This is a genomic window from Enterobacter sp. UPMP2061 (genome assembly GCF_053709615.1).
Genome location: NZ_JBSKJP010000001.1, coordinates 564,802 through 586,392 on the forward strand (window position 1 = coordinate 564,802; position 21,591 = coordinate 586,392).

The following is a 21,591-nucleotide window of genomic DNA, read 5'->3' on the forward strand; positions in this document are numbered from 1 at the left end:
GACTGATTGATGGGAACTATCCGCTATGTCTGAAACAAAAATAACACCGCACATGCAGTCTTTTGTCGATAAATTTGTTGAGTTCTCGGCGCGCCTGGCAAATCAGGTGCACCTGCGATCCCTGCGCGATGCCTTCGCCACGGTAATGCCGATTTTCATCCTTGCCGGTCTGGCGGTGCTGGTGAACAACGTGGTGTTTCCCTGGATCTTAGAGGGCGACACGCTCACGCAGTTTAAGGTGTGGGGCGAGGCGATCATCAACGGCACGCTGAACACCGCCGCGCTGCTGCTGGCGCCGATGATCGCCTGGTCGCTGGCGCGCAACAAAGATTTCGACAATCCGGTCTCGGCAGTGGTTATCGCCGTCAGCAGTTTCATCATCATGATGCCGATGCGCTTACAGATTACCCCCGTCGGCAGCGACGCCACGGTAAACGTTACCCAGGTGCTGACGTTCGCCAATATCGGCTCCACCGGGATTTTCGCCGGGGTGCTGATTGGGCTGCTCTCAACCGAGCTGTTTATCGCCATTTCACGGCTGAAGGCGCTGCACATTTCGCTGGGGGAGAACGTACCGCCAGCGGTGAGCAAATCCTTTACCGCGCTGATCCCGACGATCCTCACGCTCTCCCTGTTTGCGGTGCTGGCGGCTATACTGGCGAACGTGCTGCACACGGATCTGATCCATCTCATTACGACATTTATTCAGCAGCCGCTGCGGCTGATCAACACCAGCCTGCCCGGGACGATCTTCATTTACAGCTTCGGTAACTTCCTGTTCACGCTCGGTATTCATCAGTCGGTGGTCAACAGCGTGGTGCTGGAGCCATTCCTGCTGATCAATACCAATGAGAATATGCTGGCCTTTGCCAACGGCCAGCCGATCCCGCACATCATCAACAACATCTTTGTGCCGACCTTTGGCATGGTGGGCGGGACGGGCAGCACTATCTCATTGCTGATTGCTATCTTCATCTTCTCAAGACAGAAATCAGCGAAGCAGGTGGCGCGTCTGTCGCTGGCGCCGGGTCTGTTTAACATCAACGAGCCGGTGATTTTCGGCCTGCCGATAGTCTTTAACCTGCCGCTGATGATCCCGTTCGTGCTGCTGCCCGCTATCGGAATTTACTTTGCGTGGCTCTGTACCACGCTGGGGCTCATGTCGCGCTGCGTGGTGATGATCCCGTGGACGACCCCGCCGATCCTCAGCGCCTGGCTGGCGACGGCGGGGGACTGGCGGGCGGTGGTGGTGCAGTTGGCAATCATCGTATTTGGTGTATTCTTCTACCTGCCTTTCCTCAAAGTTGCCGAGCGAGTGGCGTTGAAAAACAGCGGGACAGAACACTAATTTAAGGAAGGACGATGGCGGCGAAGTACATCACCATAGCGCGGGAAATTAAGAAACGCATTATCACCCAGCAGTACGCCGCCAATGAACCTCTGCCGGACCAGTTTGCGCTGGCGGCGGAGTTCAGCACCAGCCGGATGACCATTCAGCAGGCGATGCGTCAGCTGATCGTAGAAGGGCTGGTTTATACCCGACAGGGGCAGGGCACGTTCATCCGCAAAAATTTCCTCCAGCTTTCCCAGTGGGATCTCTCCGGCAGCGACTACTTCGGGGCGACCAAAACCTGGGAACATTTAGGCACGGTGACGAGTCAGGTGGTGCACTTCGAACTGCGCTTCCCGAACGAGAAAGAGCAGGCATCGCTGATGATAAATCCGGATACGCCGATCTATGACTTTATCCGTCTGCGTTTACTGAACGGTGAGCCGATGTCTCTGGACGCTACGGTAATGCCGCTCAATCTGGTGCCCGGTCTGAACAAAACCCATCTTGAAAGTTCGGTATTCCGGTATGTACAGGAGACGCTGGGGCTGAAGATCATGGGATCGTATCGGGTGGTGCGGGCGCTGAAGCCCAGTGCGCTGGATATGCAACACCTTGTCTGCGAGCCAACCGACCCGGTGCTGGAGGTAGAGCAGGTGATCTATCTTGAAGATGGTACGCCGCTGGAGTACGCCCATTGTCACTATCGCTATGACCATGGCGGCATCGTTATCGTGAATAACGGATAAAAAAAAGCGGGCCCCGCGGCCCGCTTTTTTAATTCTCACGATTAGTTCAGACGCACCGGCATACCGGAACGGTTCTGAATCGCCTGGTCAACGATGGTCGTGTCAACATCCGCCTGAGAGGTGACGGACTGCACCGCGCTGGTCAGCTTAATCGGTACGATTTCGTTGTTGTTGATCTGATCTTCGCTGGTGGACAGCGGGTTATGCGCTTCAATGTAACGGCTGCCGTCCGGCTCTGACGTCGCTTTCACCGGTTCGTTAATGAACTGCACGCGCGTACCGACCGGCACGTTATCGAACAGGAATTTGATGTCTTCATTACGCAGACGCACGCAGCCGTGGCTTACGCGCAGGCCGATACCGAAGTTGGCGTTAGTACCGTGGATGGCATACAGACGTCCAATGTACAGCGCGTACAGACCCATCGGGTTATCCGGGCCGGCAGGCACAACGGCTGGCAGCGGTTCGCCGGCAGCAATGTACTCAGCGTGCATTTTGGCGGTCGGCGTCCAGGTTGGGCCCGCTTTCTTACGCTCCACTTTGGTGGTCCAGTTCAGCGGAGTGTCTTTACCCAGCTGACCGATACCGATAGGCAGCACGATCACGGTGTTGGTGCCTTTCGGGTAGTAATACAGACGCATTTCGGCGCTGTTAATCACGATACCTTCGTGCACGGTATCCGGCAGGATCAGCTGCTGTGGAATGTTGAGTACGGTACCCGCTTTCGGCAGATACGGGTCAACGCCCGGGTTCGCCTCCAGCATGTTCGACAGGCCGAGCTGATACTGCGCCGCGAAGTATTCCAGCGGCTGAGAGTTCCCTTCCGGCACCGTCACCACCTGGTTTTCACCCACCAGACGGCTTCCGTCTGTCGGCAGGGGATACGTCACCGCAGACGCGGTCTTACAAAAACCTACTACGGCTAACGCCGCCGCAAAAAGCGTTGTTAATTTCATGTTCATGTTATGCGAGGTATCTAAGCCATTCTGGCGATGAGTTGATAAGTCTGAATCGGTAATGGGAGCGCATTATATGTGCATTCCCGTTAACTGGGAATTCAGATGTGTACGAAATCACATTTTTTTCGATTTTGTTAAAGTTTAGTGGATTACCGCAACACGGGATCTCAATTCGGAATTGTGGCATAATGCCGCGTTTATCACACTTTTCGCAGGAATCTCTCCGTGTTAGTTACCAGCAACGTCACTATGCAGTTTGGCAGTAAGCCGCTGTTCGAAAACATTTCCGTCAAATTTGGCGGCGGCAACCGTTACGGCCTGATTGGTGCCAACGGTAGCGGAAAATCCACCTTTATGAAGATCCTTGGCGGTGACCTGGAGCCAACGCTCGGTAACGTGTCGCTCGACCCTAACGAGCGCATCGGTAAGCTGCGTCAGGATCAGTTCGCCTTCGAAGAGTTCACCGTGCTCGACACCGTGATCATGGGGCACGCGGAGCTGTGGGAAGTGAAGCAGGAGCGCGATCGTATCTACGGTCTCGCTGAGATGAGCGAAGAAGATGGTTACAAAGTGGCCGACCTGGAAACGCAATACGGCGAAATGGACGGCTACTCTGCGGAAGCGCGTGCGGGCGAACTGCTGCTGGGCGTCGGTATTCCGGTTGAACAGCATTACGGCCCGATGAGCGAAGTCGCGCCAGGCTGGAAGCTGCGTGTGCTGCTGGCGCAGGCGCTGTTCTCTAACCCGGACATCCTGCTGCTCGACGAACCGACGAACAACCTGGACATCGACACCATCCGCTGGCTGGAGCAGACGCTGAACGATCGCGACAGCACCATGATCATCATCTCGCACGACCGTCACTTCCTGAACATGGTGTGTACTCACATGGCGGATCTGGACTACGGCGAGCTGCGCGTTTATCCGGGCAACTACGATGAGTACATGACGGCGGCAACCCAGGCGCGCGAGCGTCTGCTGGCCGACAACGCCAAGAAGAAAGCGCAGATTGCTGACCTGCAATCCTTCGTCAGCCGCTTCAGCGCCAACGCCTCTAAATCGCGCCAGGCAACGTCGCGTGCCCGTCAGATCGACAAAATCAAGCTGGAAGAGGTTAAAGCCTCCAGCCGTCAGAACCCGTTCATCCGCTTCGAGCAGGACAAGAAGCTGTTCCGTAACGCGCTGGAAGTGGAAGCCCTCACCAAAGGCTTCGATGAAGGCCCGCTGTTCAAAAACTTCAACCTGCTGCTGGAAGTGGGCGAGAAGATTGCCATCCTCGGCGCCAACGGCGTGGGTAAATCCACTATGCTGAAAACCCTGGTCGGTGAACTGCAACCGGATAACGGTACCGTGAAATGGTCTGAAAACGCGCAGATTGGTTACTACGCGCAGGACCATGAATATGAGTTTGAAAACGATCTGACCGTCTTCGACTGGATGAGCCAGTGGAAGCAGGAAGGCGACGACGAGCAGGCGGTACGCAGCATTCTGGGGCGTCTGCTGTTCAGCCAGGACGACATCAAAAAGCCCGCCAAAGTGCTCTCCGGTGGTGAAAAGGGCCGTATGCTGTTCGGCAAGCTGATGATGGAAAAACCGAATATTCTGGTGATGGACGAACCGACTAACCACCTGGATATGGAATCTATTGAGTCGCTGAACATGGCGCTGGAGATGTATCAGGGCACCCTGATCTTCGTCTCTCACGACCGGGAGTTCGTCAGCTCGCTGGCGACCCGCGTGATCGAAATTACGCCAGAGCGCGTGGTGGACTTCACCGGTAACTACGAAGATTACCTGCGCAGTAAAGGTATCGAGAGTTAAAAAAATAGCCGGGTGGCGGCTTCGCCTTACCCGGCCTACGTTCTATTCCCTCTCCCACAGGGAGAGGGTTAGGGTGAGGGCATCAGGCCGCACTACACCACCCACTCGCCCCCTTCAACCCCGTTCACCAGCAGCTTACGTTTTTCCCCCGCCGGTAACGACACCTTCAGCGCTTTCCACGCCGGACGGTAATCCCCGCGCGCGTTCACCTTGAGGTTAATGGTCGCGCCGTCGCACGCCATTTCCCATTCCACCCACAGCGCATTGCCGTTCTGGTAGCCCCAGCTTTCGCCGTCATCCTCAAACAGCAGCCCGGCGGTGGTGCCGACGCCTTTCACCGGGAACAGTTTCAGCTCACGGGTATCGTCTTTATCTGCGCTCACGTGACGGATACGTTCGCTGAGTGGCAAACCGGCCCCGGCGCGTACCAGCAGCGGCAGCTTTTCCAGCGGCGCATCAAGGACGATCGCTTGCCCGCCCGCATACCACGCGTGGGTGTAAAAATCGTACCAGCCGGTTTCGTTATCCGGCAGCCAGACGCGGCGCTCGCGCTGCCCGGCTTCGACGACGCTGGCCACCAGCAGGTCACGGCCCAGCAGGAAGTCGTCGCACTCTTCAAAGGTCTGTGCATCGTGCTCATGATCGAGGAAGGTCGGGCGCAGCATCGGCTCGTCGTCGGCGTGCGCCTGCCAGAGCAGGGTGTAGAGATACGGCAGCAGGCGGTAGCGCAGTTCAATGGCGCTGCGAATCGCAGGCGTGACGCCCGGGTACATCCACGGCTCGTTCACCGTGTGATCATCGTTCCACGAATGGATGGTAAAGCGCGGGTGCATTACGCCGTTCTGTACCCAGCGCACGAACAGCTCGGCATCCGGCTTGTCGCCGGAGAAACCGCCGACGTCGTGACCGACGTTGAACAGTCCGGACAGGCTCATGCCCAGCCCCATGCGGATGTTATAACGCAGGGTGTCCCAGTTGGTGCGGTTGTCGCCGCTCCAGGTCTGAACGTAGCGCTGCATCCCGGCACAGCCGGAGCGGGAGATCAGATACGGACGTTTCTCCGGCGCAAAGCGCTGCTGCGCTTCCAGCGAGGCGCGCATCATCAGCAGCGGCATCACCGGGCGAATGTGCTTGATGGCGATCTCCTGACCGAAGCCATAGCAGCGCGCTTCCCCGTCCCACACTTCATACTCGTTGTTGTCGTTCCAGGTGGAGTCGATGCCCATCTCCAGCAGCTGCGTGGTCACGCCGTTCTGCCACCACTGCACCGTCTGCGGGTTGGTGAAGTCGAGATGCGATCCTTCGTCATCCCAGAAGCTGGAACGTTCAGGCGCATCGGTTTCTGAATCACGAATGAACAGGCCGCGTTCCGCCACTTCGCTGTAGCGGGGATGATCCTGCAACAGACACGGCTTGATGTTGGCCGCAAGCCGCAGCCCCGCGTCGTGGAACGCCTGGCTCATCACCTTCGGCTGCGGCACTTTGTCGTAGTTCCAGTTAAAGACGTAGCGCTTGCCGTTAATCGAGGTATAGCCGGAGGAGAGCTGGAACGAGTCGCACGGAATGGCATGCTCATCGCACAGGCGGATGAAGTTCATCAGCTGGTTTTGCGCGTCCGGCGCGTCGGTGTAGTGCATGGTAGAGCCGCTGTAGCCCAGGCTCCATTTCGGTCCGAACAGCGTTTTCCCCGTCAGGCGCACGAAGGCTTTGGTCACGTCCAGCACGCGCTTGCCGGTGAAGAGGTAGTAGTCAATATCGCCCGCTTCCGCCTGCCAGCGGCGGTAGGCAGTGTGATAGTTGTCGATCTCGTTACCCAGATCCAGCCAGCAGCTGCTCAGGTTATCGTAGAACAGACCGTAGCTCACGTCATCGCGACGGGTGAGGGTGAACGGGATGTGCTTGTAAAGCGGATCGGTGCTGGCCGCGTTATAGCCCATCGCGTCCAGGTTACGCATCTCATAGCGTTTGCCGTTGCGCTGTAAATCACCCGCTTTCTCACCCAGACCGTAAAAACGTTCATCCTTACGACGGCTAAGATAGTGCGCCACGCCGTCACCGTGGGCGTTCAGCAGGTAGGCGCTGGTCGGGCGGTCATTGACCAGCGGCTGCCACTCGCCCGCCTCATTGCGGTAGTGCCACTCCAGCCACAGCGGCTGGTGGACGGTGACGCGCAGCTGTTCAGTCGCTACGGTTAACGTGTCGTCCTGCTGCGTCAGCGTCCAGGCAGGGCAGGTGAAGCCGCTGACATCGTCACGACGGCGGCCTTCCCACGGCACATCTTGTTCCGGCGCGATGCTCCAGGTGCGGTTCAGCGCCAGCTCGCCTTTACGTTTGATCAGCACGCGGAACAGATTCTCTTCCAGCACATACAGACACAGGCGGTGCTGCTTATCGATTAGCAGTTCCAGATGGTTTGCCGACTGCGTATCGACGGTCCAGTTTTTCAGGGTTTTCATATGCAATACATCCACTATCAGGCGCGCTTGGCGCGACGTTCAGCAATAAATGCCACCAGGAAAACAGCGCCAAGCAGGTCAAAGAAGCCCATGGCGATAAAGAGCGGGTTAAAGCCGATTTTGTCGGCGGTCACCTCAATCAAAAGGGAGAACAGGAAGCTGGCGATCCACGCCGCCGAGCCGCGCATGCCGTTGACCGTCGCCATCTGGCCTTTGTCGAACGACTCCACGACCAGCGCGCTAAGCATGCAGGAGATGATCTGGTGCCCGAAGCCGCCGATGGAGATCAGCACGATGGTGATATACGGGTCGCGGGTCACGGCCACGACGGCCAGAGAAATCATCAGAAACGCGCCGGTGACGGAGCTGGCTACCACCGAGTTGACGCGGGTGCAGCCAAACCAGCGGGTGTAGAGCCGGGTGAGGTAGCCGCTCGCCACGCTGCCGAGGTCGGCGGCCAGGAACGGCAGCCAGGCGAACATCGCGATCTGCTTCAAATCCATACCGTGCTCTTTGGCGAGGTACAGCGGCACCCAGAAGCTCAGCACGGCCCAGGCCGGTTCCGCCATAAAGGCCGGGATGGCGATACCGTAGAAACGTTTGTTCTTCGAGACGGTTTTCAGCGCGGTCAGGAAGGGCAGTTTGACCGGCGCAGGTTCGTTATCCTGCTTGATAAACGCCAGCTCATCGCGGCTCAGGTTTGGGTGCTGTTCCGGGTTGTGATAAAACGCCCACCACAGGATCACCCACAGCAGCGCCAGCACGCCGGTAAACATAAACGCACCCTGCCAGCCGAACGACGCGTGAGCAAAGTAGATGATAGGCGGGGCCAGCATGGCCCCAATGGAGAAGCCTACCCCCGCCCAGCCTGCGGCAACAGGGCGCTCTGATTTCGGGAACCATTCACCGATGGTTTTGGCGTTCGCTGGCGTGGCGGCGGCCTCAGAGGCACCCATAAAGAAGCGCAGAATCGCCAGGTGCAGCCAGCTTCCGGCACCCGCGTGGAAGATACACATCAGCGCCCAGATCCCGGCGCAGACCATAAAGCCGATTTTCAGGCCGATAACGTCAATCAGCCAGCCGCACAGGGGCTGGAAAATGGTGTAGGCGATCTGGAACGCGCCGACGATCCAGGAGTACTGCTCGGTGGTGATCCCGAGGCTCTCTTTCAGTTCAGGGGCGAGAATACCTAACGAGTTACGGGTGATGTAGTTAACGGTCACGCCGAGAAGAAACAGCACCAGTACGTACCAGCGCAGGTTCCTGATGACGCGACGTGTTTTGCTTGTCGCTACGGTGTTATTGATGTCCTGACTCATTTTCTTCTCCACAAGACGGACGGTAAGGGGACAAAGGTTCAGGTGTCACACAGCGTCAGGCGTTTGAAAGTTATCTGTTTTAGAGCGCTAAGCTGCTATACAACTAGTATGGAAGTTGTGTGACAGGTTCACCTTAAGAAAGAAATTGGGCAGGGAATAGTGGATTTTGTGCAAACTTTCTCATAACCGAGGTTTAATTTTCGGCATTATGGCCTTCTTGCAAGTTATTACCTGATAAACAAGTTGTGAAAATTTTTTCATTTCACATCCGGAGCCAGATCACAAAATGGACAAAAGGCTTAAAATCACCGAAATCGCCGCCCGGACGCAGCTCTCCATCAGCACCGTTTCTCGCGTGCTGGCGGGGAAGGCAAACACCAGCGAAAAAGCACGGGCAAAGGTGCTGGCGTGCGCGCGGGAGCTGGGGGTAATGGACGGCATGGCGGCGGGGCGCTTGCTGCTTAACAGCCTGGTGGTGTTTGCCCCGCAGCGGGCGTTTGACGAGCGGTCCGACATCTTTTACTACCGCGTCATCCAGAGCGTGAGCAAAGGGCTGGCCTCGCACGAGGTTCGCCTGCGTTACTGTGCGCGGAGGAGAACGACAGCGATGCCCAGCTGTTTCTGGCCCGCATGAACGAAGTGGACACCCAGGCGGCGATCCTCCTCGGTATCGACGATCCGCATATTCACGATCTGGCGGTAGACGTGGGCAAACCCTGTATGCTGATTAACTGCCGGGACCGCCACATGCGCCTGCCCGCCGTCGCGCCGGATCATCGCGCGATTGGCAAGCGGGCGGCGGAGTACCTGTTCGAGATGGGGCACCGGGAGGTGATGAACGTGCTGTGCCTGCGTCGCTACACCATGGAGCTGCGCCTGTCCGGGATCCGCGACGCGTGGCACGGTCATAACCTCAGGTTCAGCGACAGGCGCGACCTGCTGATGGTGTCCAGCTTCAGCGCCAGAGAGACGGAGCAGCTGGTAAGCGAGTGGCTTCACCAGCAGAAAGGGAAGGACCTGCCAACGGCGTTCCTGGTTGGTGGTGATTTTATGGCGGCGGGGACCATCAGCGCGCTGCAAAAACACGGTCTGCGCGTGCCGCATGATGTCTCGGTGATGAGCATCGACGGCTTTAATCTCGCGGCGATTCAGGATGTGCCCTTAACCGCGGTACATGTTCCGCGTGATGAGCTGGGAACGGAAGCGGTGCATATGCTCCAGCAGCGGCTGATGCGCCCGGATGCGCCGGTGGGAACATTGCTGCTAAACGGCACGCTGACCGTGCGGGAGTCGGTACGGCGGATACGTCAGGGGAAACGACGCACCGCCGTTGAGCGGGAAGGGCTGTATGACGGTTAAGCCATGCCCAGCGCGCGCCTGCCGTGGATGTTGAGATCGTTCACGGTAAAGCGGCCCTGCCAGCTTTTCTCATAATCCTCGCGCGGGAAATCGCCCGGTGACGCGCCGGTTTCCAGCGCTTCCTTGACCTTTTTCGCATAGGCGAGATTCTTCTCGCACATCGGCGCGGCAGGAATGTACATCACGTTGCCCCAGCCCTGCTGATTTTCCACCGGCGCGACGGAGTGGATCACATCGCAGTGCCACCACACGGAATCACCGGCTTCCAGCGCCGGAATGCTGGTTAACGCTTCGATCAGCAGCGGGTGCCACTTCTCAGAAATCGGCAGCACGCGCCCCGGCGCCACGCCGCACAGCTCGTCTTCCGGCACGTCGTCCAGCAGCGGACGCAGCAGAATGTAAGCCATTGCCTCCGGGATCGGCACCACGTGCAGCAGCCCCTGGCCGGGGATCATATCCGACAGCGCCGTCCAGCCCTGGAAGGTGCGGAACACCGAGCATTTGGTGGTGTTATCGACGGTGTACTCTTCCACTTCGGTACGATGCGCGGCATTCCACGGATCGTATTTCTCGACGTTGCCGTCAAACACGCGGGCGAACACCTGCTGATAAGCGGGCAGCAGCCAGCGCTCCAGCGCGCCAGAATCGGTGTGTGCGCCAAGTCCTTTCGAGGTGGTTCCCGGCGGGCGGCGGCGGATGCGGTCAGGGTAAATCACGCTCACGTCCGGGTCGAACCACTGTTTACCGTTGCTCTCAAATGTCCATAAACGGTTCAGGAATGACTGTACCTGCGCCATCTCTTCACTCTGGCGCGCCTGCATTTGCGCCTGAGACCAGTAGATCGGATAAATCTCCGGACGAGAGGCCGTTAAGGTGCCGAAGAAGTTATCGCCGGGTCCTTTGTACACCTCGTCAAATTTGTTCAGATCGAGGTAGTCGAGCATCGACTGATCCCACGCCAGCGCCTGCTCGCGCGGGAAGTGGCCTTTGATCACCCCGCAGCCGCGACGTTTAACGGCTTCGCGCTGTTCGGCGGTGATCGTGCCGTTTTTCACGTCGGCAAAAGGGATCACTGGCCAGACGGTTTCGCCTTTGTTTTTGAGAGCGTTGATTTCCGCCACGCGGGTGGCGATTTTATCGCTGAGCCGGTCGAACACCGCCTGCACGTCGCCGATCTGCGCGCGTAATTCACGTTTCATCTGACGGATTGCCGCTTTATGGTCCGCTGGCAACGTTTCGCTGGTAAAGGTCATAACTGCCTCGCATCTTTCATTCGAAAGTAAAAGTGTCTACAAGTGATACTTTAAGTTAAAAAAAAGTTAATGCAAGTTTAAAACCTTGACGGGTGCCACAGGATGGGAAAAGAGTGAGAGGCCGGAGCGAGGCTCCGGCAGGTAGGGGGATCAGGCGTCGAACGGGGAGTGCGCGTCGAGCACGGACTGAATCACATTCAGCGCGCCCTGATGGTTGTTATCGTCGGTAGTGTAACGGCTGACCTCTTTAATGCTGTCCGCCGCGTTGCCCATCGCAAAGGAGTATTTTACCAGCTTCAGCATTTCCGCATCGTTGCCGCTGTCGCCAATGCCGACGCACGCCTGAGGTGAGACTTTCCAGCGTTTAAGCAGGCGGCTGATGCCGTTGGCCTTGTGCAGGCCGGGGATAATCAAATCGACAAAACCGAAGCCGCTGGTGACCGGCTTCATGATGCCGTCCAGGGAGACATGCAGTTTATCAACCAGATTCGGGATATCGCTGTCCGGCAGGTTCAGGGAGAATTTAAACAGCACGTCGTCAATTTCGCGGTAATCGCTGATGGGTTTTAAGCGATGGTAGTGTTTCGACATCAGCTTCACGAACGCTTCTGGTGCTTTATCGCTGACGTACGCGCTCTCCAGCCCGCAGGCCACAAAGTTCAGCCCTTTGTCTTTCAGCAACTCGCCAATGACGATCTGCGACTCATGACGCGTCAGTTCGCCGTGGAAAATCTGTTCGCCGTGATCGAAGACCAGCGCGCCGTTTTCCGCGACGAAGGAGATCTGATCTTTCAGCTCCGGGAAGAAGGAGATGAGCTGGTAATACTGGTTGCCGCTGGCGACAACAAATTCAATGTCGCGGGCTTTAAGCTGCTCAAACTGTGCCTGGAAGCGGTCACGATCGTACTGCTTGGCATCATCAAGGAAAGTTCCGTCCATATCGGTGACGATAACTTTTACGGTCATACTGTGCTCCTGGGTCACTGCGTTTGAAACATTCTAATAACAAGGTGACGGGGAGCACAAATTTAATTTCGAATGAAAGTCAGAAAGCCGGGTGGCGGCTTCGCCTTACCCGGCCTACGGGGGGACAATGTAGGCCCGGTAAGCGAAGCGCCACCGGGCGTTTTTTTACAGCGTATGCTCAGTACGGGCGATAATATCGTCCTGCGCATCCGGCGACAGGGCGGTGAAGAACGCCGAGTAACCCGCGACGCGCACCACCAGGTCACGATACTGATCCGGGTGTTTCTTCGCTTCCAGCAGCGTTTCGCGGGAGACGATGTTGTACTGAATGTGCCAGCCTTTATGCACCTCGAAGAAGGTGCGCAGCAGCACCATCAGCTTCTGGCGATCGCTGTCGTTTTCCAGCGTCGACGGGTTCAGCTTCTGGTTTAGCAGCACGCCGCCGAGAATCGCTTCCGTCGGCAGTTTACCCACGGAGCCAATCACCGCCGTCGGGCCGAGGTGGTCGGTACCGGAGGCCGGGCTTGCCCCTTCCGCCAGCGGGGTGTGGGCTTTACGGCCGTCCGGCGTCGCCATGGTTGCTGCGCCAAACGGCACGTTTGCGGAGATAGACGACGTGCCCGCGTAGTAGTTACCCCCAATCGGGCCGCGGCCGTAGCGTGGGTTGTGATACTGCTTCAGCTCTTCAATGTAGGTCTGATAAGCACGGGTCAGCAGCAGGTCCACGCTGTCGTCGTCGTTGCCGTACTTCGGCGCGCCGTTGATCAGGCGCTGGCGCAGCTGCTCGTGGGTCAGCCCCTCGAAGTCATCCGCCAGCGCCGCCGCCAGCTGTTGCTGACCGATAACGCCCTGGTCAAACACCAGCTTCTTCACCGCTGCCAGGCTGTTGCCAAGGTTGGCGATCCCCACCTGTAGGCCGGAAACCCAGTCATACTTCGCGCCGCCCTGCTTAATGCTTTTCGCGCGTTCGATACAGTCGTCCACCAGCGCCGAGCAGAGAATATCGTGGACGTTCTCTTCCAGCATGGTGTCCACCACGTACTCGATCTCAATGGATTTGCGGGTGTAGTAGCGGATCTGGTTATCCCACGCCGCCATGACCTCATCGAAATTCCCGAAATTACCGGCAGAAAGCGCTTTTTCCTGCGGCAGGAACACCTGGCCGCTGGTGGCGTCGCGACCGCCTTCCAGCGCCGCCAGCATCACGCGGGCGAAGTTGATAAAGCTCATGCCGGTGCAGCGATAGCCCCACTTGCCGCCGACGGCGGTTTCGATGCAGCCAATCGCCGCATAGTCATACGCGTCCTCTCGTTCCACGCCGAGCTTGATAAATTCCGGGATCACGATTTCATCGTTGTTAAACGCCGGCATCCCGAAGCCGCAGCGGATCACCTGCACGCAGGCGTCGAGGAAGTCGTTGCTCATGCCCGCGTGGTAGCGCACGCTCAGGTTCGGCTGGGTGGAGCGCAGACGGCCGCAGGATTCGAGAATGGCGTAAGAGAGCGGGTTGACCGCGTCCATCGGTTCACCGTTGACCAGCTTCTGGCCGCCGATGGTGACGTTCTGATACAGCGGGCTGCCCGCAGAGGCTTTGGAGTGCGAGCCGGAGCGGATTTTGTTCACTTCCAGCAGCTTCAGCCAGCAGCTGTGCAGCAGCTCAATGGCGTGCTCGCGATCCAGACTCTGGTCCAGCTCCACGTCGCGGCGGTAGTACGGGTAAAGGTACTGGTCCATACGGGCAAAGGAGACGGAGTGACCGTTGGACTCAATTTGCAGGATCAGCTGAATGAAGTAGCACAGCTGTAGCGCCTGCCAGAAGGTTTTTGGCGGTTGGTGGGCGATGATGTCGCAGTTTTCCGCCATGGCCAGCAGCTCGTCGCGGCGGCTGTCGCGGGTTTCTGTTGCGGCCATTTCACGCGCCAGGTCGGCAAAGCGTTTGATGTGCAGGCTTACGGCTTCCAGCACGATATCAATGGCTTTCAGGAACTGGTCGCCGTGCAGATCGTCCAGCACCGTCAGGTTGATGCGCGACCGGCGCTCGGCCACTTTCGCGCGCAGGCCGTCAAGCCCTTTCTCCAGCACCAGCGGGAAATTCACCGCCAGGTGTGCGTCACCGGAGGTCATGTTGCCTTCCGCTTTGATGATGCCGGTTTCCAGCAGGCCTTTCTGCTCGTCGGTGAACATGCCGTAGCAGCGGTCCTGCACCGTCTGGCCGCGCCACCACGGGCAGATCTCATGCAGCACGCGCTTGTTCTCTTCGCTCACCGCAAAGCCTGCGCCCGGGCGGTCCGCCAGATCGTCAATCTCTTTCTCAATCCAGGAGACGGTATATTCCGGGAAGATCGGCGCGGCGCGCACTTCGCTGGCCTGGTTACCGATAATCAGCTCGTCATGCTTGATCCAGATGGTACGCTCGGCCAGGTGATGCGCCAGCGCCAGGGCGCGACGTACCGGGATCGGCTTGTCCATGTGCTGCTGATACATTTCGGTGTAATGCTGCGCGCGCTCGGTACAGACCGGCGGCTTAACGATATGCACCAGCGCCGTTTTGTGCGCCTTGATGCGCTCGCTGAGGGTGTTGAGATTCAGGGTGGTCATAAGTTTATCCTCGTAAGGTCGCGGTTAACCCTTTCTGGCAGGCATACTGCTGCGCGAAGTCCAGCAGGGCAGGGTTATCCAGCGGTTTGTCAGGGGCAGAGTAGGGTTGGCCGAGCAGGGTGTATTTGTTCATGCCCAGCGTGTGATACGGCAGAAAATGAATATCGTGAACGCCGAGTTCGTCGGCGGCGAAATTGGTAATGGCGGTAACCGACGCTTCATCGGCGTTAAAGCCCTGGATCAGCGGCACGCGAATGGTGATTTTTTTCCCGGCGGCGGCCAGGCGCTTCAGGTTGTCCAGGATCCGTTTGGCTGAGCCATCGGTCCACTGTTTAAATACGTCACTGTCCACATGTTTCAGGTCCGCCAGGAATAGATCGACATACGGCAGTGACGGCTCGATATAATGCCATGGTACGTGAAGGCAGGTTTCAACGGCGGTATGAATGCCTTGTTCATGGCTGGCTTTAAACAGGGCATGTGCCAGCGCCGGGTTCATGAACGGCTCGCCGCCGGAGAGGGTGATCCCGCCGCCGCTGCGGTCGTAGAAGGGCTTGTCGCGCAGCACGGCGGCCATAATCTCCTCCACCTGCTTCTCTTCACCGCAGACGGTAAGCGCCTGGGTCGGGCAGCAGTCGGTGAGGGCAGTGAGCGTCTCGTCGTTAAGCTTCTCACGATGAATGACCAGCCCGTTCAGCGCGCGTTCAACACACCCCGGCGCGGCCTGCTGACACAGGTCACAGCCGTCCAGGCACAGACGGGCATCAAACAGGACGTCCCGCGTGCGGGAGCGGCTTTCCGGGTTCTGACACCAGCGACAGCCCAGCGAGCAGCCTTTCAGGAATACCACGGTTCGAATACCGGGACCGTCGTGGGTGGAGTAACGCTGTATATTGAAGATCATTTTCTTGCCCTCGAATTACATATGAAGATTAAATTACTTTCGAATGAAAGTTATCTTGATATGGGTCAATTCCTGAGCAGGTTTTGCTGTGATAGGGTAAGTGCAGGCTAATTTTGAGGGTGACATCATGGAACTTTATCTCGACACATCTGACGTTGCGGCAGTCAAAAAGCTGGCGCGTATCTTCCCGCTGGCGGGCGTGACCACTAACCCAAGCATTGTGGCGGCGGGTAAAACGCCTCTGGAAGAGCTGCTGCCCGCGCTGCACGACGCGCTGGGCGGCAAGGGCCGGCTGTTCGCTCAGGTGATGGCGAAGACCGCCGAGGGAATGGTGGAAGACGCACGTAAGCTGCGCGCGATAATCAATGACCTGGTGGTGAAAGTGCCCGTGACCGCTGAAGGGCTGGCGGCGATCAAAATGCTGAAAGCAGAAGGGATCCCGACGCTGGGTACGGCGGTGTACGGCGCAGCACAGGGGATGCTCTCCGCACTGGCGGGGGCTGAGTATGTGGCTCCTTATGTGAACCGCGTGGACGCGCAGGGCGGGGATGGGATCCAGACGGTGGTCGAACTGCAACAGTTGCTGACCCTGCATGCCCCGCAGTCAAAAGTGCTGGCGGCGAGCTTTAAAACCCCGCGCCAGGCGCTGGACTGCCTGCTGGCAGGGTGCGAATCCATCACGCTGCCGCTGGACGTGGCGCAGCAGTTTATTACCTCTCCGGCCGTGGATGCGGCAATTGTGAAGTTTGAGCAGGACTGGCAGGGGGCGTTTGGACGGACGTCTATTTGACGCTGTTGCCGGGTGGCGCTGACGCTTACCCGGCCTACGCTCGGGCCGTTGTAGGTCGGGTAAGGCAAAGCCGCCACCCGACTTTTTTACTGGCTACACACCTCACACCCGGGGTTACGCATCAGCTTCATCTCGCGGAACTGGCAGGTCATCGCGTCATACATCACGATTTTACCCGCTGCGGGCGTGCCGTAGTGCGCCAGCACTTTGATCGCCTCCATCGCCTGCAAGGAACCGATAACGCCAACCAGTGGCGCCATCACGCCCGCCTCGACGCAGGTCAGCGCATTCTCGCCAAACAGACGGCTCAGGCAGCGGTAGCAGGGCTCTCCTTCAGCGTAGGTGAAGACGGTGATTTGCCCCTCCATGCGAATGGCCGCGCCGGAAATCAGCGGCGTTTTACGGGCAAAGCAGCCCGCATTGAGCTGGTTGCGAATGGCGACGTTATCGGTGCAGTCCAGCACCAGGTCATGCCGTGCAATCTGCGCAAACAGCGCGTCGTCATCCAGCATCGCGTCAATCAGGGTGAACTGAACGTTGGGGTTAATGCGCGCCAGCGCCGTGCGTGCTGATTCCACTTTAGGCTGACCGACCGTCGCGTCGCTGTGCAGCGTCTGGCGTTGCAGGTTGGACACCGACACGGTGTCGAAATCCAGCAGCGTCATGCTGCCGACCCCCGCCGCAGCCAGGTATTGCGCCGCTGCGCAGCCCAGCCCGCCCAGGCCCACAACCAGCACGCTGGCCGCCTTGAGCGCTTCCTGGCCCTCGAAATCAAACCCGCGTAGCACGATCTGGCGGTTATAGCGCATCATCTCCGGGTCGCTCAGTTCCACCGTCATGTCAGCCTCCGAACAGGTGGTTAAAGCGTTCCACTTCAACCCATTCGCCCGCCGCAACGTGGCCGCGATCGCGCTCCAGCACGATAAAGCAGTTCCCCTGACTGAAGGAGCTAAAGATGTGCGAACCCTGATGCCCGGTAGTGCTCACCTCCAGCTCGCCGTCGGCGTTGCGCGCCAGAATGCCGCGCTGGAAATCGAGACGGCCCGGTGATTTTTTGAGGCGCGTTGCCGCCCGCACGCGCACACGCTCCGGCAGCGGGCTGGCATTGTTGCCTGAAAGCTTCGCCAGCAGCGGGATCACCAGCTGGTAGAAGGTAAGCGCGGCGGAGACCGGGTTACCCGGCAGGCCACAGAACCAGCTGTGCGGAAGTTTGCCAAACGCGAACGGTTTGCCCGGTTTAATCGCCAGCTTCCAGAAGGCGATTTCGCCCAGCTCTTCAAGCAGGGTTTTGGTGTAATCCGCTTCGCCAACCGATACGCCGCCGGAGCTGATCACCACGTCGGCAGAGGCGTCAGCGTCGATAAACGCCGCGCGCAGTTTTTGCGGATCGTCAGGAATGATACCGAGGTTAATCACCTCACAGCCCAGCTGCTCAAGCATCAGGTGCACCGCCAGACGGTTGGTGTCGTAAATCTGCCCCTCGTTCAGTGGCTGACCCGGAAGCTGTAGCTCGTCTCCCGTGGAGAACACCGCCACGCGCACTTTGCGGACCACGTCAATCTCCGCGATGCCAAGCGATGCCAGCACCGGCAGTTCGGCGACCGTCAGCTTTTGCCCGGCGGCAAAGACCGTTGCGCCCAGGGTAATGTCTTCCCCGATGTGGCGGATATTTTGTCCCGCTTTGACGCTGGCGGTAAAGCGCACGCCGTCGTCCGTTTGTTCGGTCTCTTCCTGCATCACCACGGCTTCACAGCCCTTTGGCACCGGTGCCCCGGTCATAATGCGCACGCAGGTGCCCGCTGGCCACTCACCGTTGAACGGCTGCCCGGCAAACGCTTTACCTGCCACCGGCAGCGGCTGACCCGTTTGCAGATCCGCCAGACGTACGGCATAGCCGTCCATCGCCGCGTTATCGAACCCCGGCACGTTCAGCGGCGAGACGATATCGCGCGCGGCAATACGGCCAAAACAGCGCACAAGCGGCAGTGTCTCAACGTCGTGCTGTGGAGTAATACGATCAAGCATCTGCGAGAGTGCCGTCTCAAGCGGCATCAGTCCGGCGGTAAAATCCATGGTGGGCTCCTGCGGAGTAACAACGAAAGCGCTCATTATGGCAGAAAAGTGCGGCTAACTGTATGACCCGATGGGTGTACGCTTTACATCACAGTTGCGTCTTTCTATATTCAAAAATCATCTGAAGATTCGTCGACGATAATGATATTTATAGAAAAAGCAGCCAGCCAGGCTGATGGGTGATGCGAAATGAGTAAAGCGGTTATCGCAATTCATGGCGGTGCCGGGGCAATCACCCGTGCACAGCTCAGTCCCGAGCAGGAGAAGCGTTATATTGATGCGCTGAACGCCATTGTGGAAACAGGCCAGCGGATGCTGGAAGCGGGCGACAGCGCGCTGGACGTGGTGACCGAAGCAGTACGTCTGCTGGAGGAGTGCCCGCTGTTTAATGCCGGTATTGGCTCGGTCTTTACGCGCGATGAAACGCACGAGCTGGATGCCTGCGTGATGGACGGCGTCACCCTGAAGGCGGGCGCGGTAGCGGGTGTCAGCCGTCTGCGTAATCCGGTGCTGGCCGCGCGTCTGGTGATGGAACAAAGCCCGCATGTGCTGCTGGCCGGGGCGGGGGCGGAAAAATTTGCCGTCGAGCACGGGATGGACACGGTCTCGCCCGATCTTTTCTCCACCGAGGAGCGTTACCGGCAACTGCTGGACGCCCGTACAGCGGGGATGACGCAGCTGGACCATGCCGCGCCGCTCGATGAACGCAGCAAAATGGGCACGGTAGGCGCGGTGGCGCTGGATAAAGCCGGTAACCTCGCCGCCGCGACGTCGACAGGCGGTATGACCAACAAACTTCCCGGTCGCGTCGGCGACAGCCCGCTGCCGGGGGCCGGGTGTTACGCCAATAACGCCACCGCGGCGGTGTCATGCACCGGCACCGGCGAAGTGTTTATCCGCGCGCTGGCGGCCTACGACATTACCGCGCTAATGGATTACGGCGGATTAAGCCTGAGTGAGGCCTGCGAGCGGGTAGTGATGGAGAAACTGCCGGCGCTGGGCGGGATTGGCGGCTTAATTGCGGTGGATCGGGAGGGCAACGTGGCTCTGCCGTTCAACAGTGAAGGGATGTACCGGGCGTGGGGGTATGCCGGCGATGCGCCCAGCACAGGCATTTATCGTGAATAAGGGGGCATTGCGTGCCGCACCGTGAAGAGCTGGACAACTGCGAAGTGCTGGCTGTCCACCAACTGAATATTGCGTTTCAGGAAGAGCGGCAGTTCATCCCCGCAGTACAGAATTTATCGTTTTCGCTCAGGCGCGGCGAGACGCTGGCGATTGTTGGCGAATCAGGTTCCGGTAAATCCGTTACCGCGCTGGCGCTGATGCGTCTGCTTGAGCAGACGGGCGGGCAGGTCACCAGCGAGCGGATGCTGTTGCGCCGTCGCAACCGTCAGGTTATCGATCTCAACGAGCTCAGTGCGTCCCAGATGCAGGGGGTGCGCGGGGCAGATATTGCGATGATTTTTCAGGAGCCGATGACCTCCCTGAACCCGGTTTTTCCGGTGGGCGAGCAGATTGCCGAATCTATCCGCCTGCATCAGGGACTGAGCGGTGATGAGGCGCTCAACGAAGCAAAACGGATGCTGGAGCTGGTGCGTATCCCTGAGGCGCACGCGATTTTGTCCCGCTATCCGCATCAGCTTTCCGGCGGCATGCGCCAGCGGGTGATGATTGCGATGGCGCTGTCGTGCCGTCCGGCGGTGCTCATTGCGGACGAACCCACCACGGCGCTGGATGTCACCATTCAGGCCCAGATCCTGCAACTGATTAAGGTGTTGCAGCAGGAGATGGAGATGGGGGTGATTTTCATCACCCATGATATGGGGGTGGTGGCGGATATTGCCGATCGGGTGCTGGTTATGCATCAGGGCAATGCCGTGGAAACCGGCACGGTGGAGCAGGTCTTTCATGCGCCGGTGCATCCTTATACCAAAGCGCTGCTGGCGGCGGTCCCGCGTCTGGGGGCCATGAATGGCAGTGATTTTCCGCGCCGTTTTCCGCTGATCTCACAGACCGAACAGGGCCAGCAGGAAGACGAAACCGAACAGGATACGGTGGTTCCCGGCAGGCCAATTCTCGAAGTGCGTGACCTGGTGACCCGTTTCCCGCTGCGTAGCGGGATCCTCAATCGCGTGAAGCGCGAAGTGCATGCGGTTGAAAACGTCAGTTTTGATCTCTGGCCGGGCGAAACGCTGGCGCTGGTGGGGGAGTCCGGCTGCGGTAAATCCACCACCGGACGGGCGCTGCTCAGGCTGGTGGCGTCGCAGGAGGGGAGCATCACCTTCAACGGTGAGCGCATCGATACGCTCCCTAACAGTAAATTGCAGGCGGTGCGCCGGGATATTCAGTTTATATTCCAGGATCCTTATGCGTCGCTCGATCCGCGCCATACGGTGGGGTACTCGATTATGGAGCCGCTGCGGGTGCATAACCTGCTCGACGGTGAAGCCGCGCAGCGCCGCGTCGCATGGCTGCTGGAGCGCGTGGGCCTGAAGCCGGAGCATGCCTGGCGTTATCCGCACGAATTTTCTGGCGGTCAGCGTCAGCGTATCTGCATTGCGCGGGCATTGGCCCTCAATCCCAAAGTGGTGATTGCGGATGAGTCCGTGTCAGCGCTGGATGTCTCTATCCGCGCGCAAATCATCAATCTCCTGCTCGATTTACAGCGGGATTTGGGCATTGCGTTTCTGTTTATCTCCCACGATATGGCGGTGGTGGAGCGGATCAGCCATCGCGTGGCGGTGATGTACATGGGGCAAATTGTTGAAATCGGCCCCCGTCGGGCGGTGTTTGAAAACCCGCAGCACCCGTACACCCGCAAGCTGATGGCCGCCGTACCGGTTGCCGATCCTGAGCATCGTCACGCCCAGCGCGTGCTGTTGCAGGACGAAATGCCGAGCAATATTCGTAAACGGGGCGAAACCCTGGAGCGCGTGGCGCTGCGTGAGGTGGGGCCCGGTCATTTTGTCGCACCACCGCGTCAGGGCAATGCATTCTCGCGGTTATAACTT

The 21,591-nt window shown here is 58.7% G+C and carries 15 protein-coding genes and 1 pseudogene; 7 read left to right on the forward strand and 9 right to left on the reverse strand.

Translation table 11 applies throughout. The annotated features are described in order from the left end of the window. Positions 1-25: 25 nt before the first annotated feature. Together ACWKXX_RS02695 and ACWKXX_RS02700 are read left to right on the forward strand one after the other, a co-directional pair. Complete coding sequence (locus tag ACWKXX_RS02695) at positions 26-1,348, forward strand: PTS sugar transporter subunit IIC (protein WP_261666351.1); 1,323 nt, start codon at positions 26-28, stop codon at positions 1,346-1,348. 14 nt (positions 1,349-1,362) lie between these two features. Beyond that, positions 1,363-2,079, forward strand: coding sequence for a GntR family transcriptional regulator (locus tag ACWKXX_RS02700; RefSeq protein ID WP_015571043.1), 717 nt, complete (start codon positions 1,363-1,365; stop codon positions 2,077-2,079). Between the two features lie 41 nt (positions 2,080-2,120). Here ACWKXX_RS02700 and ldtB read toward each other — a convergent pair whose 3' ends face one another. After that, the gene (gene ldtB, locus ACWKXX_RS02705) at positions 2,121-3,041 is read right to left on the reverse strand and encodes a L,D-transpeptidase (RefSeq protein ID WP_261666350.1); all 921 of its coding nucleotides are present in this window, start codon (positions 3,039-3,041) and stop codon (positions 2,121-2,123) included. Between the two features lie 222 nt (positions 3,042-3,263). Here ldtB and ACWKXX_RS02710 point away from each other — a divergent pair, with 222 nt between their 5' ends. Further along, positions 3,264-4,859 carry an ABC-F family ATPase gene (locus tag ACWKXX_RS02710; protein WP_003858434.1) on the forward strand — a complete coding sequence of 532 codons (1,596 nt, stop codon included), beginning with the start codon at positions 3,264-3,266 and terminating at the stop codon, positions 4,857-4,859. 92 nt (positions 4,860-4,951) lie between these two features. Here ACWKXX_RS02710 and ACWKXX_RS02715 read toward each other — a convergent pair whose 3' ends face one another. Beyond that, positions 4,952-7,315 (reverse strand): glycoside hydrolase family 31 protein, encoded by a 2,364-nt coding sequence (locus ACWKXX_RS02715; protein WP_261666349.1) that lies wholly within the window; start codon positions 7,313-7,315, stop codon positions 4,952-4,954. 17 nt (positions 7,316-7,332) lie between these two features. Continuing rightward, on the reverse strand, positions 7,333-8,634 hold the full coding sequence (locus ACWKXX_RS02720; RefSeq protein ID WP_261666348.1) for an MFS transporter: 1,302 nt from the start codon (positions 8,632-8,634) through the stop codon (positions 7,333-7,335). 286 nt (positions 8,635-8,920) lie between these two features. Between ACWKXX_RS02720 and ACWKXX_RS02725 the strand changes: the two are divergent. Then, positions 8,921-9,993 (forward strand): annotated as a pseudogene (locus tag ACWKXX_RS02725) (LacI family DNA-binding transcriptional regulator). Here the strand turns inward: ACWKXX_RS02725 and ACWKXX_RS02730 are convergent. From ACWKXX_RS02730 to ACWKXX_RS02745, 4 genes are all read right to left on the reverse strand, one after another. Beyond that, a complete protein-coding gene (locus ACWKXX_RS02730) occupies positions 9,990-11,246 on the reverse strand; it encodes a DUF1479 domain-containing protein (RefSeq protein WP_032620020.1) in 1,257 nt (418 codons plus the stop codon). The pseudogene ACWKXX_RS02725 and the gene ACWKXX_RS02730 overlap by 4 nt on opposite strands. Before the next feature lie 150 nt (positions 11,247-11,396). Further along, positions 11,397-12,212 carry a Cof-type HAD-IIB family hydrolase gene (locus ACWKXX_RS02735; RefSeq protein ID WP_032620018.1) on the reverse strand — a complete coding sequence of 272 codons (816 nt, stop codon included), beginning with the start codon at positions 12,210-12,212 and terminating at the stop codon, positions 11,397-11,399. A gap of 165 nt (positions 12,213-12,377) precedes the next feature. Next, positions 12,378-14,810: a formate C-acetyltransferase/glycerol dehydratase family glycyl radical enzyme gene (locus ACWKXX_RS02740; RefSeq protein WP_023296176.1), complete on the reverse strand. Its 2,433-nt coding sequence runs from the start codon at positions 14,808-14,810 to the stop codon at positions 12,378-12,380. A gap of 4 nt (positions 14,811-14,814) precedes the next feature. Continuing rightward, the gene (locus ACWKXX_RS02745) at positions 14,815-15,714 is read right to left on the reverse strand and encodes a glycyl-radical enzyme activating protein (RefSeq protein WP_023296177.1); all 900 of its coding nucleotides are present in this window, start codon (positions 15,712-15,714) and stop codon (positions 14,815-14,817) included. Between the two features lie 127 nt (positions 15,715-15,841). Between ACWKXX_RS02745 and fsa the strand changes: the two genes are divergently transcribed. Then, positions 15,842-16,504 (forward strand): fructose-6-phosphate aldolase, encoded by a 663-nt coding sequence (fsa, locus tag ACWKXX_RS02750; protein WP_017384896.1) that lies wholly within the window; start codon positions 15,842-15,844, stop codon positions 16,502-16,504. Positions 16,505-16,590: 86 nt separating this feature from the next. Here the strand turns inward: fsa and moeB are convergent, their stop codons facing one another. Next, a complete protein-coding gene (moeB, locus tag ACWKXX_RS02755; RefSeq protein WP_017384895.1) occupies positions 16,591-17,343 on the reverse strand; it encodes a molybdopterin-synthase adenylyltransferase MoeB in 753 nt (250 codons plus the stop codon). A gap of 1 nt (position 17,344) precedes the next feature. Next, on the reverse strand, positions 17,345-18,577 hold the full coding sequence (gene moeA, locus ACWKXX_RS02760) for a molybdopterin molybdotransferase MoeA (protein ID WP_017384894.1): 1,233 nt from the start codon (positions 18,575-18,577) through the stop codon (positions 17,345-17,347). Between the two features lie 189 nt (positions 18,578-18,766). Here moeA and iaaA point away from each other — a divergent pair, with 189 nt between their 5' ends. Together iaaA and gsiA are read left to right on the forward strand one after the other, a co-directional pair. Beyond that, positions 18,767-19,705 (forward strand): beta-aspartyl-peptidase, encoded by a 939-nt coding sequence (iaaA, locus tag ACWKXX_RS02765; RefSeq protein ID WP_017384893.1) that lies wholly within the window; start codon positions 18,767-18,769, stop codon positions 19,703-19,705. A gap of 11 nt (positions 19,706-19,716) precedes the next feature. Continuing rightward, complete coding sequence (gsiA, locus tag ACWKXX_RS02770) at positions 19,717-21,588, forward strand: glutathione ABC transporter ATP-binding protein GsiA (protein ID WP_023303356.1); 1,872 nt, start codon at positions 19,717-19,719, stop codon at positions 21,586-21,588. Positions 21,589-21,591: the final 3 nt, after the last annotated feature.

What these genes read in the sequence shown, in the direction of transcription:
- ACWKXX_RS02745 (WP_023296177.1), bottom strand. Translation starts at nt 15,714, where the DNA reads ATGATCTTCAATATACAGCGTTACTCCACCCACGACGGTCCCGGTATT.
- ACWKXX_RS02740 (WP_023296176.1), bottom strand. Translation starts at nt 14,810, where the DNA reads ATGACCACCCTGAATCTCAACACCCTCAGCGAGCGCATCAAGGCGCAC.
- ACWKXX_RS02695 (WP_261666351.1), top strand. Translation starts at nt 26, where the DNA reads ATGTCTGAAACAAAAATAACACCGCACATGCAGTCTTTTGTCGATAAA.
- moeB (WP_017384895.1), bottom strand. Translation starts at nt 17,343, where the DNA reads ATGACGGTGGAACTGAGCGACCCGGAGATGATGCGCTATAACCGCCAG.
- iaaA (WP_017384893.1), top strand. Translation starts at nt 18,767, where the DNA reads ATGAGTAAAGCGGTTATCGCAATTCATGGCGGTGCCGGGGCAATCACC.
- ldtB (WP_261666350.1), bottom strand. Translation starts at nt 3,041, where the DNA reads ATGAACATGAAATTAACAACGCTTTTTGCGGCGGCGTTAGCCGTAGTA.
- moeA (WP_017384894.1), bottom strand. Translation starts at nt 18,577, where the DNA reads ATGGATTTTACCGCCGGACTGATGCCGCTTGAGACGGCACTCTCGCAG.
- fsa (WP_017384896.1), top strand. Translation starts at nt 15,842, where the DNA reads ATGGAACTTTATCTCGACACATCTGACGTTGCGGCAGTCAAAAAGCTG.
- ACWKXX_RS02720 (WP_261666348.1), bottom strand. Translation starts at nt 8,634, where the DNA reads ATGAGTCAGGACATCAATAACACCGTAGCGACAAGCAAAACACGTCGC.
- ACWKXX_RS02730 (WP_032620020.1), bottom strand. Translation starts at nt 11,246, where the DNA reads ATGACCTTTACCAGCGAAACGTTGCCAGCGGACCATAAAGCGGCAATC.
- ACWKXX_RS02700 (WP_015571043.1), top strand. Translation starts at nt 1,363, where the DNA reads ATGGCGGCGAAGTACATCACCATAGCGCGGGAAATTAAGAAACGCATT.
- ACWKXX_RS02735 (WP_032620018.1), bottom strand. Translation starts at nt 12,212, where the DNA reads ATGACCGTAAAAGTTATCGTCACCGATATGGACGGAACTTTCCTTGAT.
- ACWKXX_RS02715 (WP_261666349.1), bottom strand. Translation starts at nt 7,315, where the DNA reads ATGAAAACCCTGAAAAACTGGACCGTCGATACGCAGTCGGCAAACCAT.